Annotated in this window: 13 protein-coding genes; 10 read left to right on the top strand and 3 right to left on the bottom strand. The window is 53.3% G+C overall.

Features of this window, described 5'->3' with window-relative positions:
* Positions 1–107 precede the first annotated feature (107 nt).
* Together cysK and infA are read right to left on the bottom strand one after the other, a co-directional pair.
* Positions 108–1,070 carry a cysteine synthase A gene (gene cysK, locus ABQ298_00690; GenBank protein ID MEQ9822883.1) on the bottom strand — a complete coding sequence of 321 codons (963 nt, stop codon included), beginning with the start codon at positions 1,068–1,070 and terminating at the stop codon, positions 108–110.
* Between the two features lie 125 nt (positions 1,071–1,195).
* Positions 1,196–1,465 (bottom strand): translation initiation factor IF-1, encoded by a 270-nt coding sequence (gene infA, locus ABQ298_00685; protein MEQ9822882.1) that lies wholly within the window; start codon positions 1,463–1,465, stop codon positions 1,196–1,198.
* Positions 1,466–1,652: 187 nt separating this feature from the next.
* On the opposite strand from infA, the gene ABQ298_00680 reads away from it, so the two are divergent.
* From ABQ298_00680 to ABQ298_00635, 10 genes are all read left to right on the top strand, one after another.
* Positions 1,653–2,351 (top strand): hypothetical protein, encoded by a 699-nt coding sequence (locus tag ABQ298_00680; protein ID MEQ9822881.1) that lies wholly within the window; start codon positions 1,653–1,655, stop codon positions 2,349–2,351.
* A gap of 97 nt (positions 2,352–2,448) precedes the next feature.
* The gene (locus ABQ298_00675; protein ID MEQ9822880.1) at positions 2,449–2,961 is read left to right on the top strand and encodes a sigma-70 family RNA polymerase sigma factor; all 513 of its coding nucleotides are present in this window, start codon (positions 2,449–2,451) and stop codon (positions 2,959–2,961) included.
* On the top strand, positions 2,951–3,550 hold the full coding sequence (locus ABQ298_00670) for a hypothetical protein (protein ID MEQ9822879.1): 600 nt from the start codon (positions 2,951–2,953) through the stop codon (positions 3,548–3,550). The genes ABQ298_00675 and ABQ298_00670 overlap by 11 nt, the downstream gene beginning before the upstream one ends.
* Before the next feature lie 154 nt (positions 3,551–3,704).
* Positions 3,705–4,274, top strand: a complete 570-nt coding sequence (locus ABQ298_00665; protein ID MEQ9822878.1) for a nucleoside deaminase — start codon at positions 3,705–3,707, stop codon at positions 4,272–4,274.
* Positions 4,271–5,536, top strand: coding sequence for a DEAD/DEAH box helicase (locus ABQ298_00660; GenBank protein ID MEQ9822877.1), 1,266 nt, complete (start codon positions 4,271–4,273; stop codon positions 5,534–5,536). The genes ABQ298_00665 and ABQ298_00660 overlap by 4 nt, the downstream gene beginning before the upstream one ends.
* A gap of 157 nt (positions 5,537–5,693) precedes the next feature.
* A complete protein-coding gene (locus tag ABQ298_00655) occupies positions 5,694–6,818 on the top strand; it encodes an efflux RND transporter periplasmic adaptor subunit (protein ID MEQ9822876.1) in 1,125 nt (374 codons plus the stop codon).
* 9 nt (positions 6,819–6,827) lie between these two features.
* The gene (locus ABQ298_00650; GenBank protein MEQ9822875.1) at positions 6,828–9,950 is read left to right on the top strand and encodes an efflux RND transporter permease subunit; all 3,123 of its coding nucleotides are present in this window, start codon (positions 6,828–6,830) and stop codon (positions 9,948–9,950) included.
* Positions 9,943–11,376, top strand: a complete 1,434-nt coding sequence (locus ABQ298_00645; protein MEQ9822874.1) for an efflux transporter outer membrane subunit — start codon at positions 9,943–9,945, stop codon at positions 11,374–11,376. Before ABQ298_00650 ends, ABQ298_00645 begins: the two co-directional genes overlap by 8 nt.
* A gap of 139 nt (positions 11,377–11,515) precedes the next feature.
* Entirely contained in the window at positions 11,516–12,085 is a 570-nt protein-coding gene (locus ABQ298_00640; GenBank protein ID MEQ9822873.1) for a helix-turn-helix domain-containing protein, read from the top strand.
* A 174-nt stretch (positions 12,086–12,259) separates the two neighbouring features.
* The gene (locus tag ABQ298_00635; protein ID MEQ9822872.1) at positions 12,260–13,345 is read left to right on the top strand and encodes a lipid A deacylase LpxR family protein; all 1,086 of its coding nucleotides are present in this window, start codon (positions 12,260–12,262) and stop codon (positions 13,343–13,345) included.
* Between the two features lie 79 nt (positions 13,346–13,424).
* On the opposite strand, the gene ABQ298_00630 is transcribed toward ABQ298_00635, so the two are convergent.
* Positions 13,425–14,420, bottom strand: coding sequence for a glucose-6-phosphate dehydrogenase assembly protein OpcA (locus tag ABQ298_00630; protein MEQ9822871.1), 996 nt, complete (start codon positions 14,418–14,420; stop codon positions 13,425–13,427).
* Positions 14,421–14,444: the final 24 nt, after the last annotated feature.

Raw genomic sequence — 14,444 nt, 5'->3', positions numbered from 1 at the left:
GAAACAAGTCTGGTGACGATTGAAAGCACCGAGCGCGTCCATAAAAAAGCGTCCGAATTTGTTCCCCGGACGCCTCTTGAAAAGCAGGATGTTATCGGTGAGATCACTCAAATGGCTTCGGCCTGCAGGGCCTTGGCTTCTTCGAGTGCCTTTTCTGCCAGAGCCGTGCTCAGGTAGCGCTCACCGAAGCTGCAGCCAACGGTGACGATGCGCTTGCCCGCCATTTCGGGACGTGAGGCGAGCTGAATCGACGCCCAGACATTGGCTCCTGTGGAAATTCCGCCCAGCAAGCCTTCCTTGGTTGCCAGCATTTGCGCCGTAGCCAGGGCATTTTCATTGCTCACCTGAATCACTTCATCGACGATGTCGGTGTTCAGGTTCTTTGGAATAAACCCTGCTCCGAGGCCCTGAATCTTGTGGGGTCCGGGATTGCCGCCTGAAATCACGGGACTCGCATCTGGCTCAACTGCAACGGAGTGCAGGGCCTTGCGTGCCTTGATGACCTCGGATACCCCGGTGATCGTGCCACCAGTGCCGACGCCTGAGACGAATGCATCGATGTTTCCACCCATGTCGTTCCAGATTTCCTCAGCAGTCGTTTTGCGGTGTACTTCAGGGTTGGCCGGGTTTTCAAACTGTTGTGGCATGAAGGCCTTGCTGCCGTATTTTTCGACCAGCTGTTGAGCCTTGGCGATCGCTCCGGACATGCCTTTGGGGGCCGGAGTCAGTACAATCTCTGCGCCGAGCATGCGCAGCAGCACCCGGCGTTCGAGTGACATGGACTCAGGCATGGTGAGAATGCACTTGTAGCCCTTGGCTGCGCAGACAAAGGCGAGAGCGATGCCAGTGTTGCCAGAGGTCGGTTCGATGACCACGCTGTCTGCGCTGAGTTTTCCGTCGCGTTCGGCGGCTTCAATCATTGCGCGGCCAATGCGATCCTTAACACTTGCCATCGGATTGAAGAATTCGCCTTTGACGAAAATTTCTGCACCGACCTCTCTGGAGATGCGCTCCAGCTTGATCAGTGGGGTGTTCCCGATGGTTTCGATGATGTTCGTTGCTAATGCCATGATTTTCCTTCGATGATGTGATGAACGATTTGACGGTCAGCTCGCTTCAAGCGGTTGATGCACGCAACCGTCGGAAAAGTTCCAGAGGAAGCTTTATTCCAAAATCGGGATTATTCAAAACAAAATCAGCGTCGACGCGGTCCGTAACTGCGACGGGGTGCGTTGCGATGGGTATTTGCATTCTTGATGCGATAGGTGATGCGCGCCTTTTCGAGATCGTATGGACTCATGATCATTTTCACCATGTCTCCAGTGGTGATCTTGATGAAATTTTTCCGGAGCTTTCCGGAAATGTGGGCCAAGACGCGGTGTCCATTTTCAAGTTCTACCCGGAACATAGTGCCCGGGAGTACCGCTACAATTGTGCCACTCACTTCAATTTCATCATCTGCCATAACCAAATATAAAAGTCCTTTTTTGAATCATCATCGTGTTGAATAAAAGAACAACTAGAACGGAAAATGGCCGGAATGGCAATGAAATTGTCGGCTTGCACAATACCTGCAGTCGTGGTGTTCACTGTGGTCAGCGTTCTTGCACTGCCTTATTGTGATTCGAAGCGTTCTGGGTATCCCTACTCCCATGAGATCTCAATTGGAAAAAATGGGTGATGAAGTCTGGACACTTGCGTTCCCGCTTCGCTTTCTGGGCATGCAGTTGGGTCGTCGGGTCTGTGTGATGCGGTTACCCGGGGACCAGCTGGTCATCCATTCCACAGCTCCCTTTAATGAAGAGCAAGTTCGCGAAATCCATTCACTCGGGCGAGTGGAATTCCTCCTGGAGGGAACCATTCTGCATGATACCTTCAGTCGGGAGGGGCAACGTGCATTTCCCACGAGCACTTACCTGGTGCCAGAGCATTTTCCCAAGGCAGCGATGGGGAGCCGAACAGGTTCAATCGCGGAGATCGAAGGCAGAACGAAGGGCGAAATCCAGGTATTGCGCCTCGAAGGGATGCGCATGCTCAATGAATATGCCTGCTTTCACCGCACTTCCCGCACCTTGATCGTCTGCGACTTGCTGTTCAATCTGGTTCAGGCTACGGGATGGACCCGCTGGTGCATGCGGCACCTCATGGGTGTGAAGCAATGGCCTGCAGTCGACCGCCCCGTGCGCTGGGCAGTGAAGGACCGCAACGCTTTTGTCCATTCCCTGCAGGCAATGTTGGCCTGGGACTTTGAGCACGTCGTGGTCGCCCATGGAGCGATCATCAAGCACGACGGAAAGCGCATTGTTGAGGAAGCCATACAAAGGGCCGGTTTTACTCCAGTTGGACAGTGATCCGATAACGATCACAGGTGATTTGCGACTTTCATCCGATCCATTCCATTCATTTTGTAAGGATTGGGGCATGCTCTGCCACTAGTGCTTATGAATCATGAGAGTTAGTGAGCAAAAGCGAATCTTCAACAAATGGCTGAGCGAGCATCGCGGAATCATCTTTAAAGTCGTGCGTGTCTATTCGAACACTCGACACGACAACGAAGATCTCTTTCAGGAAATTGCAGTGCAACTCTGGAATTCGATTCCAAACTTTCGCAACGGTTGCGCCGAAACCACATGGATCTATCGGGTCGCTTTTTATTCTGCATCCTCCTGGGCGCACAAGGAGCGCCGGAGGCGAGAAACGCGTGAGCAGCTCGAGCAAGCACAACCGTTTTTGAATGAAGGAAGCTCGTTTCACAGCGAGCGGCTTGACTGGCTCTATGAGCAGATCGCGCGGCTTCAGGAGCCTGATCGTTCGCTCGCACTGCTCCTACTCGACGGATTTCGGTATCGGGAAATCGCAGAAATCGTTGGTCTCTCAGAAAGCAACGTCGGTGTGCGCATCTGTCGCATCAAAAAAGCGCTCACGCAAACTTTATCTCAGGAAACCACCCATGAACTATAAGCAAATCAAACAAATGTGGAACGAACAACACGCAGAAGGATTTTTCACCTTCGACGAACAATCCTTCAATCAGCATATTGAGAAACGCTGTGCAGAAACTCAGCATCGAATCAACTGTCGTGACTGGACCACCCTGGGCATATATCTCTTCACGGGGCTGTTTCTGCTGGCCGTGCCTCTCGTGACCGGGAATGGATATCACAAGCTGTTCGGAGCGGGGATTTTTTTCGGTCTCGCCTTCTATGTATTACGCCGCAGGCAGATTCAGCAGGGGATTGAATTTCGCTTCGAGCAGAATCTTGCCGGGCATTTGGCTCGGGCCGTTCACCGTCAACGCGATCATGTGCGCTTCTCAAAATCGATGATTTACTGGGTGGGGTTGCCCTACTTTGCATTTGCGACGGTGAACTTTATTGCAGTTCAGCAGAACTTCAGTCTGGGGTGGTATCTCACGACCTTGATCCCGATCCCGCTCATGTATCTTGTGATTCAACTCGGGCTGACCCGAAGCGATCTGCCCCGACTTCGGGAGCTTGAATCCATGCATGCAGCCTTCCGCGAAGAGAACGACTCAAGCGAGCCATACTGAATCTGAATTCCCTCGTAGTTCCGATAAGTTTCGCGAGTCCCCAGTGTGAGCGTCGACCAGCAGGCAAAATGTAACCGTGAAAACTGGAGTCTGAGACGAGACCGCCGTGATTGATCAGTTGCCTTTTGATCAAAAGTATGGGAATGCGGATGGCATGCAGAAACAGCCGTGTCCTTTTCCCAAGATTCATCCATCCCAGCTTCATAGGGATGATGCGTTTTACATGGCACTGGCCTATAATCAGGCGATTGAAGCCTGGAGGGAGGACGAGGTGCCCGTCGGCGCGGTGATCGAACTGGGCGGTGAAATCATCGCGAGTGCGCACAATCAGGTGATCGGGAGTTGTGATGCGACGGCGCACGCCGAGGTGCTTGCGATCACCCAGGCCTCGCGTGCGACCGGCGATTGGCGTTTGGTTGGAGCAACGCTCTACGTCACCAAGGAACCCTGCCCAATGTGCGCGGGTGCGGCTTTGCTGTCCCGTGTGTCCCGTGTGGTTTATGCGTTTTCCGACCCTCGCATGGGCTGCCTGGGCGGAGCAATGGATGTGAATGCCCTGCAGGATGCCTGGCACCACATGGAGGTAACAACTGGTGTGATGGAGCAGGAGTGCCGCACATTGGTGCAGGCCTTTTTTGAGACAAAGCGTGAAGTTTCCAAGCGCATGAAAGCGGGCAATGCATCGCCTGGAATGAATGGGTCTGAAGGAGAACCCCTGGTATGAAATTTGAAAAATATGCCCTGTGCGAACCGCTTAAGCGAAACCTGGCAAACCACGGGTTTCACCGTCCGACAGACATTCAGTTCAAGAGCATCACACCGATTTTGAGGGGCGAGGATGTGCTCGCAATCGCGCAAACGGGAACGGGAAAGACGGCGGCGTTTGCGATTCCCATCATCGAACGCATTCACACCGGCAAGGTGAGCAAACGGGTGGAGGGCATCGGATGCCTGGTCCTCGTGCCCACCCGTGAGCTGGCCAAACAAATTGCAGGAGTGTTTGAGCGTCTGGCAGCCCACAGCCGTGTGTCGGTGTATTCCCTGCATGGGGGAGAGGAGCAGGACCCGCAGATTCTGCGATTGCAAAAGGGCATTGATGTGCTGATCGCCACACCCGGTCGCATGTTTGATCTGATTCACCAGCAGCACCTTGATGTTTCCACTGTGGAGATGCTGGTTCTCGATGAGGCCGATCACATGCTCGATCTCGGATTTATCGATGATATTCGGTATGTGAAAAAGATGCTGCCGACCCGACATCAGACGGTCTTCATGTCGGCGACCATTGACAAGCACATCAAAAAAACGGCCTATGCGCTGGTGCGGGGAAACGCGATCCGCATCCAGCTCTCGCCAAAGGACCCGGTGGCCAAGAACGTCGAGCATTTTGTCATGTTTGTGAAGCATGATGACAAACGTTTTTTCCTCGAGGAGTTTCTGAACGACCATGCGGAGAGCAAAGTGATCGTCTTTGTGCGCACGCGGGTACGTGCGGAACGCGTGGTCAAGGCAATGGCGCGGGTGGGACTCGATTGTGTTCTGTTGCATGGAGAAATGGAGCAGGCAGAGCGCTCTTCGGTGCTGGATGCGTTTCGCGAGGGTCAGCATCGCGTGTTGGTCGCAACCGACGTGAGTGCGCGCGGTATTGATGTGCCCGACGTGGAGTTTGTGATCAATTACGACCTGCCTGTGAAGACGGCCAACTACGTGCATCGCGTCGGACGCACCGGTCGCGGCACGAGCAAGGGAGTAGCGATCAGTTTCTGTTCAGAAGAAGAGCGCAGCGTGCTCGAGGAAATCGAAACGTTTATCCAAAAACCCGTCGATGAGCTGCGTGTAGGTCGAAAGGCCTATCGTCGAACGGTTGAGATCATGAAAAAGACCGACGCCGAACCCGAAGCCCTTTTTGACTCGTTGGAAACGCTTGTGCAGGAGCAGGGACTCTACGAAGACCGGCGTCCCAAGCGCAGGAAGCGCAAATCCTGAACGACCTGTCAATCACACCGTTGATCGCAAATGGTCCCTACGACTACAGGAAGAGGATTTTTGAATTTCGTAATAATGAATAAACATTCATCCATTTTTATTGACGGATCATTTTGCTCCGTCATTTTCGGTGGATCAACAATTCAAAGTAATGAAGATGAAATCAAATTTCCTGGCGATCCTGATTGTTCTGAGCCTGATGGGCTGTAGCAAGCATTCGGAAACAACGCATGAACTCCCTCCTCCAGAAGTGTCTACCGTACGGGTTCAACCCGAATCGATAGTGCTGACCCGCGACCTTGTGGGGCGGGTGGATTTGGTATCGGAAGCAGAGGTTCGCCCCCAAGTCAGTGGAATCATTCGCGAGGTGCTCTTTGAGGAAGGTTCGGCAGTGACGGAGGGACAGCAGCTCTACGTCCTGGATGACGCCATGTTTGAGGCCGAGCACCAGCGAAACCTTGCAACGCTTAACCGTGCGCAGGTGTCTGCAAAACTCGCCTACAAAACTTACGAACGGGCTTCGGCTCTGGTAGAGGCCACTGCGATCAGTCAACAGGCCTTCGATGATGCGGAGGCTGCTTTTCTCAGTGCCGAGGCTGAAGTGCAGGTTGCGGAGGCTGCTGCCGCTGCCAGTGAAGTGAACCTGGGATACACACGGATCGAGTCTCCTATCGCAGGCATTATTGGAAAGTCCGATGTCACTCGCGGGGCACTTGTGATGGCAGGTCAGGGTACAGCGCTTGCAGTGGTGAGGCAGCTCGATCCCGTTTATGTGAACTTGAGGATGGCCAGTCGTGAGTGGACTACACTGCAGGCACGGATTCGTGAAGGAACCCTTGAACAGGCGATTCGGCACCCAGTGAAGCTGACTTTGGAAGATGGGCGTTCGCTCAGGCAGCCGGGCGAAGTTCTGTATTCGGAAACGACAGTTGATCCGGTAACAGGAAGCTCATTGCTACGGGTGAGAGTGGAGAACCCTGACCACATTCTTCTACCGGGTATGTTTTTGCAGGCACGGGTAAATCTTGCGGTCAAAGAAAATGCGATCCTGGTGCCGCAGAAAGCTGTGCAGCGAAGTGAAGCGGGCACCACCTCAGTGCTCATCCTGAATGATGATGGCAAGGTTGAAAGCCGTGAAGTAACACTGGAAGGAAGCCACGACAATGACTGGATCGTTGGCAGTGGACTCGAAGCAGGGACTCGGGTGATTGTCGGTGGGATGCAGTGGGTTCGTCCAGGTGCTCCAGCTGTTGAATCTTCATCGAATTCGAACCCGCAATAAGGAGCGAGTATGGCACGGTTTTTTATCGACAGGCCCATTTTTGCGTGGGTCATTGCACTGATCATCATGATCGCAGGGGGACTGTCCATGGTCACCCTTCCCATTTCACAGTATCCGCAAATCGCACCGCCGTCGGTGACGATTCAGGCAGCTTATCCGGGCGCTTCTGCCAGTGTGATCGAGAACTCGGTAACGCAGATCATCGAGCAAAATCTTACGGGACTGGATGGGCTGATTTATTTGTCTTCGAACAGCTCCTCCAATGGATCAGCCCAAATCACACTCACCTTTGAAACTGGCACCGATGCGGACATTGCCCAGGTGCAGGTGCAAAACAAACTGCAGGCGGCGATGCCACTGCTGCCTTTGAGTGTGCAGCAGCAAGGAGTCACCGTGAATAAGGGCAATGATAGCTTTCTGATGGTGATCGCATTCTACTCCGAGGATGGGAGCATGAGTGATGGTGAGATTGGGGACTATGTTTCCTCGAATCTCAAAGAGGCTATCGGGCGCATCGAAGGAGTGGGTTCGGTTCAGGTATTCAACTCGCAATATGCCATGAGGATATGGCTAAACCCCAAGTTGCTCGAAGCCTACAAGTTATCGGTGAGTGAGGTTATGGCAGCGATTCAGTCGCAGAATCAGCAGGTAGCGATTGGGGCGTTGGGAGGCAGTCCGCTGGTCGAGGGACAACAGATCAACTTCACGGTAAACACCCGTGGCCGTCTTCAGACAGCAGATCAGTTCCGCGAAATCATTGTTTCGAGTCTGGCAGATGGTTCGAGCCTGACACTGGGTGACATTGCAGAGGTGGAGCTGGGAAAAGAAAGTCATGCCATGAGAAGCCGCTACAACGGCAAGGCAGCGACGGGTGTGGCGATTTCTCTCGCAACAGGGGCAAATGCGCTGAATACGGCAAAGAAGGTGGAAGCATTCATGAAGCAAGAGCAGCAATACCTTCCATCTGGGCTGCAGGTTTCCAAAACCTTTGATACCACTCCCTTTGTCAAGGTGGCGATCAAAGGAGTGGTGAAGACATTGCTCGAAGCGATCCTATTGGTGTTTCTGGTGATGTTTCTGTTCCTCCAAAACTGGCGGGCCACCCTGATTCCAACCCTTGCGATTCCGGTGGTGTTGCTGGGAACCTTCGGGGTGTTGGCGGCATTTGGGTTTTCGATCAACATGCTTACGATGTTTGCCATGGTGCTGGCGATCGGTCTTTTGGTGGATGACGCGATTGTCGTGGTGGAAAACGTGGAACGCCTCATGTCTGAGGAGGGTCTGACCCCCAAAGAAGCAGCGCGAAAATCAATGGATCAAATAACGGGTGCCTTGATCGGAATCGGTGTTGTGATCTCTGCTGTCTTTTTGCCGATGGCCTTCATGGCGGGAGCACCAGGAGTGATTTATCGTCAATTTTCGATCACCATTGTTTCATCAATGACGCTTTCGGTCATCGTGGCCATCGTGTTTACGCCTGCTCTGTGCGCGACGATGCTCAAGCAGATTGAGAAAGGACACCATATTCGTGAGAAGGGATTCTTTGGCTGGTTCAACCGTAGTTTTGATGCAGCAAACTCCCGTTACCAGCGGGTGGTTGATGCCATAACCTCCCGTCGTATCCGGGGAATGATGGCGTATGCAGTCATCGTTGGATTGATGGTCTTTGCCTTCCTCCGCGTTCCGACAGGCTTTCTGCCCGACGAAGACCAAGGAAGCTTTTTTGCAATGATCATGGGGCCAACTGGTTCGACGGAAGAGAATACCACGGAGGTGGTGAAAAAAATGGAGCACTACCTCATGAATCATGAGAGTGATGTGATTCGAAATATCTTCCTTGCGCAGGGATTTAGTTTTGCGGGATCAGGTCAGAATAGCGGCATGGCGTTTGTGGATCTGAAAGATTGGTCTGAACGCAAAGAACCTGAAAAACACGTTTCTGCAATTGTGGGAAGGGCTAGTGCTGCGTTCATGGGAATCAAGGAAGCCATGGTCTTTGCTTTTGCACCTCCACCCATCATGGAGCTGGGCAATTCGACAGGCTTTGACTTCTACCTCAAGGACAATGCAGGGCTAGGGCATCGGGCACTGATGGATGCAAGGAACCAGCTTCTGTACATGGCTTCGCAAAATCCGCTTCTGGCCAATGTGCGACCCAACGGTATGGAGGATGCACCGCAACTGCAGCTGGAGGTCGACACGCGGAAGGCGGTGGCTCATCAACTCAACGTGGCGGAAGTCAACAACACGCTTGGGGTCGCATGGGGCGGCCGTTACATCGATGATTTCATCGACAATGGGCGCGTGAAGAAAGTGATCCTGCAGTCAGCTGCTCCCTTCCGAATGCAGGAAGAGGATTTTCTCGAATGGAGTGTCAAAAATGCGGCTGGGGAAATGGTGCCTTTTGCCGCGTTTGCACAGACCCATTGGACTTACGGGTCTCCGCGGCTGGAGCGCTACAACGGTGTTGCAGCGGTCAACATTCAGGGCCAGGGCGCACCCGGAGTGAGTTCGGGACAAGCGATGGATGAGATCGAAAACCTTGCGAAAATGCTTCCACAGGGTTTTGGAATTGAGTGGACGACGACTTCCTATCAAGAGCGTCAGGCTGGGAATCAAACGGCGGGGCTGTATTTGCTGTCGCTGGTGATTGTATTCCTTGCACTGGCAGCGCTTTACGAGAGTTGGAGCATCCCTACCGCCGTGATCATGGCGGCTCCGCTGGGAGTGTTGGGGTCTCTGCTGGCAGCGGTTCTGTCAGGCCTGGAGCGGGACATCTATTTTCAGGTTGCCATGCTCACGACAGTGGGCCTCACCAGCAAAAATGCGATTTTGATCGTTGAATTTGCAACGCTCAATCTCAAACAGGGCATGCGATTGCGGGAGGCCACTCTGGCAGCAGTGCGGGATCGTTTGCGACCCATCCTGATGACCTCGCTCGCATTTGGATTTGGGGTTGTCCCGCTTGCGATGGCCGATGGTGCTGGGTCGGGTGCGCAGAACGCCATTGGATTTGGAGTGCTTGGTGGGATGATTGTGGGCACGACACTGGGTATCTTTCTCGTGCCCCTATTCTTTTATGTGATTGAACGTCTCTTCATACGGAGAAAACCACAAGGAACTCATGCATAAGGCCTTTATTCAATGGGCATCGTTGGGAGCAACGATCATTTTACTAAGTGGTTGCGCTACGCTGCCGCCGAAATCAGTGGAATCGACCACTCCAGTTGTCTCAACGCAGTGGCAAGTTCCTCAGGGAACCTCCATGCACGGTGGCACAGATTGGGAAAACGTGGTCAATTGGGAAGCGTTTTACCAGCACGCGGGACTGAAAGACCTCATGGAGATGGCGTTGGCCAATAATCGGGATCTGCGGGTTTCCATTCTCAATGTGGAGCGAGCGCGGGCGATGTACCGCATCCAGCGTGCGGATCAATATCCGTTTTTCGCTGTGGATGGATCATTGACGCGATCCGGTGGAGGTGGTGGTGAATCCGTGGAATCGTACCGTGTAGAGGTGGGTCTTGCACAGTTCGAGATTGACCTGTTCGGACGTGTCAAACAACTGAGCCGGGAGGCACTGCACCAGTATCTCGCAACCGAAGAAGCACAGCATACGGTTCGGCTGACATTGCTGGCGGAAGTGGCGGATGCCTACCTTGACTACGTCTATAATGCGGAAGCACTGGCATTGGCAGAGGAGACTCTGAAGAACTATCAAGAACAAATGGGTATTCTGCAGGAACGAATCCGGTTTGGAACAGCATCGTCACTCGAAATCAGCCAGACGCGCGCTGTCATGGAGCAAGCTGCGGCCAGCGTGGCGAATTACAAGGCATCGATGAACACTTCGCTCAATGCCTTGACTCTGCTTGTCGGGCAACCGCTCGACCTTGCTGGGTTGGGGATGACGCTGGATCTGGCTGTGACACGTGCGTTTCAGATTCCCGAAGGTCTTCCCTCCGAATTGTTACTGCGGCGACCCGATATCCGGGCCGCAGAATGGACGCTGGTCGCTGCTGAGGCGAATTTGGAAGCAGCCCGACTGGCGTTTTTTCCCTCCATTGTTCTGACGGGGGCAGTCGGAAGTGCCAGTGGTGACCTCACGGATCTGTTCTCCAGTGGAACGGATGTCTGGAGCTTTGTGCCGCGCATCCGGATTCCACTTTTCCAGGGTGGGCGCCTGATTGCCAACCGGGACGCTTCCGAGGCGTCGCGTGAAATGGCGGTAGCCCAGTATGAACGTTCGATTCAACAGGGATTTCGGGAGGTTTCCGATGCCTTGACACAGCGGGCAGAAAGCGAGCAGGTGTTGCAGGCAAACCGCAATCGATTGCAGGCACTTGAAGAGGTCTTGCGGATATCGCAGGTTCGATTCGATGCGGGATCGATGGACTATTACCAGTTATTGGAAGCAAGGCGTGCCTATGTTGACGGCAAACAATCACTGCTTGCGTCTGTTCGACAGGTGGAGCGCAGCAATGTGTCGCTCTATCGCAGCCTGGGAGGCGGGTTTACTGCAGAGGACATAAATGCGGAGGTGGCAGGTATATTCTGAGAGAACGATGAGAACTGCAGGCAGAGGAGAAGAAATTGACTTTGGATGCCTGCGGTTCTTTGTAGCACACTGAGCATTGCGTCAATCCCGTATAAACAAATACATTAGCAAAATGACAAAGTTGGCAGAGCGGATGCAGATGCAGCGACAAAACATCCTGAATGCTGCGAGGAGGGCCTTTCGGGAGCGCGGCTTTCATGCGGCAACCATGAGCCTGATTGCCGAGTATGCCGGGGTGAGTCAGGGCTTGGCCTACCGCTATTTCAAGAATAAGGATGCCATTACTGAAGCCATCGCCATTGAGGAACAGAAACGGTTGCAAATCTTTGTGTCTGGGTTGAAGGACTTTGATGCGATTATCGCGGCAGTTGTGAATCACGTCAAATCACTGGGAACGGATGAGCATGATCCCCAAAAGGATACGATTCTTGAGATTGAGCTGAACTCGGAGGCGAACCGCAATCCCGCGATTGACGCCATCATTCGGGAATGGGATTCCAAGGATGAAGCGTTGTTCAAGTCGTGTTTGACTCACTGTTACGCGCAACAAGGGCGCACCCTTTCGGATAAGGAAATAGAGGCGAAAATCTTTCTTATCCGGGTGATTTTTGATGGATTTGCGGTTCGCTCCCGCATGGTTCCGGAAATCATGAATGATTCCCTGCTATCAGAACTCGAGCGGGTGTTTCGCGAGATTTTTGAGATCTGATCTTGTTCTGCTTGCGTCCTGTCTGGTCGGTTCTGGAGCGAATATGGAATGATAGCCATCGCACGATTTTGAATGCGTTTTTGTCGAATACATTTTTCCCACGTTTTGCGGAAAACTCAGAATGGCATTGGGTTTGCACGCTTTGGGGTGCAAGCGATCCGGGGAATGCTGAGCATGCTCGTGCGTACCGAGTTGCTGGTATTCGTCATGCTCTCTGGCGGGGTTGTCACTCCAGCGCAAGCTGAGGTCCATCAAGAAGCTGGTGAAGCAGGAGGATTTTGGAGGGTTGAAATCGGAAATGATGCCTTCCTCAAGGAGGACTCCAATTTTACGAGTGGGTTGAGCATCCAGTTTTTCGATGATTTGAGGGCAGCAGATGGCGAGAATTTCGGATCCGGAAATGCATTCAACTGGCCGCTGAGATGGGTTGCCGGGAGTCGGAAAAGTGGGTGGATCAGGGAAGGCTATGCTGTGGGTCAGTTGCTGGTGACGCCGGGGGATCTTCAGGCGGAGACCTGGGAGGAGGGGGAGTTACCTTATGGGAGCACGCTGACGCTTTCGAAGATCTGGCAGTTTTTCAACGAAGAAGAACAACGCGCTCTGCAATTAACGGCAGGTGTGCTTGGAGATGAGTCTGCAGGTGGACGCATTCAGGATTTCGTTCATTCGAAACTGGGTTTGGGACAAAGCCCTGAAGGTTGGGATACTCAGCGGGAGACGGAGTTACTGTTGAACCTGGCGATTCAATACAAACGAAAGTTGTGGCGTTGGGGAGTAAGGCAGAATGATTGGTCGGGGTCTTTGCTGGTCGCATCGGGCGGACAGTTTGGGAACTTGATGACAGGCTTGGATACAAGTGTCGCTTTGCGCTGGGGGTGGAATTTACCTGTCGGATTCTCACCCGAACCCGCTCCACCAGGTGTTGGCATTGCAGATGGAGGGTTTGCTCCATTGGATGAGGGAGCATCGAGTCAGTCGCTCGAATTCGATCTGTCGCTGGGTGCAAATTGGATTGCATACTCGGTCATCTATGATGGAAGCATGTTGACCAGTGATGATCGAAAGGTTGAGCGAAAGCCAGGGATAGTCAGTTTGGGGATCACGACTTCCTATCAGATTCGAAATCGCTTCACCTTGCGAGTCGGACTGGTATTCTCAAGTCCGCTGCTCGAAAACATTCATGCGGATGTGATTTCGAACGGGTCGGAAACCCGTAGGGATGTCTCATATGGATCGATTGTGATCGAGATCCCGTTGTAAAACAGGGATGGTGGTTCCTGCCTGACGATATAGGTGCAATGAGTGTTCCCCACTGCGGGTTGGAAACAGACGTTGGTTCTCAGCGACCGAAAAAGATCGCCTCTGCGAGTACGCTGACAGGTTCGAGCGGGCGAAAGCTGGCGTGGTGGGTGCCGCTGCGATTACCCAGGACGGAGGTTGAGGTTGCCTCGTTTCCCGATGCACAGAGTATCCAGTGAAACCGCTGCGCATTGTCATACAGAAACTCGACCTCAAGGCTGGTATCCTCGCATTCCAATTCGCAGCACCGGAAAGGGACCGAGGGTTTTGTGCCGAGAAATGCGGGTGTTTGATCAAGACAGCGTTCGAGCCAGTTGCGCAATTGGTGAGCATTGGCACGATGGGCTTTATGGGAGCGCACTTCGATGGTGTGCAGTCCATCCACAATGAGTGCGGGGTCAAACGTACTGAGGACTTGTCCGATGGATTGCTTGATCGGGAGCATGCGTGCATCTGCAAGGTCCCGGATGCGCCAGGGGTCTGGGGTTGGGATTTCCTGATAGTCATCGCTCTCCACGGCGGAGTCGTACAGGATGCGCTTCGAGTTTTTCACAAATGCGAGGTATTTGTTCTTCACGGCCTTTACGGGCATGCGGTGGAACCAGTGATAGATCGGGAGGTCGCTTTCCAGCCACACCGATACCTGGTTGAACAGCGAACGAGGTTCGCTCGATGCATATTCCAACAGTACAGCCTCACAGCAGCACATTTCCCGGTGACTCTCACCAATGTAACACTGAGTGAACAGTTTGCCCTTGAGCACATCGGCCTCTCCGGCATCTTCAGAGGGGGCCAAAAACAGAATGCGGCCAGGATGGCGTTGCGTAAACTGGATCGCAGCCTCAAAGAGGGACTGGGCCTCGGATTCACTGGTATCCCAACCCACGTGAAGGATGAGATTGAGCTGTGAGGCGCGAAACTCTGAGGGAGCAGAGGTCTTCGAATCCTCGTCGCCACGCCACATTTCTCTCAGTTGGCGGGAGATTTCGGAGATCGGCATGGGAACGCCGGGTAGATTGTCTAAAATGGAAGCCATGGATCAATCGGTTGTGTCGGGGAG

This window comes from Puniceicoccaceae bacterium, from assembly GCA_040224245.1.
In the GTDB taxonomy this organism is placed as follows: domain Bacteria; phylum Verrucomicrobiota; class Verrucomicrobiia; order Opitutales; family JAFGAQ01; genus JAKSBQ01.
This window is presented reverse-complemented; position numbering and strand designations above follow the sequence as displayed.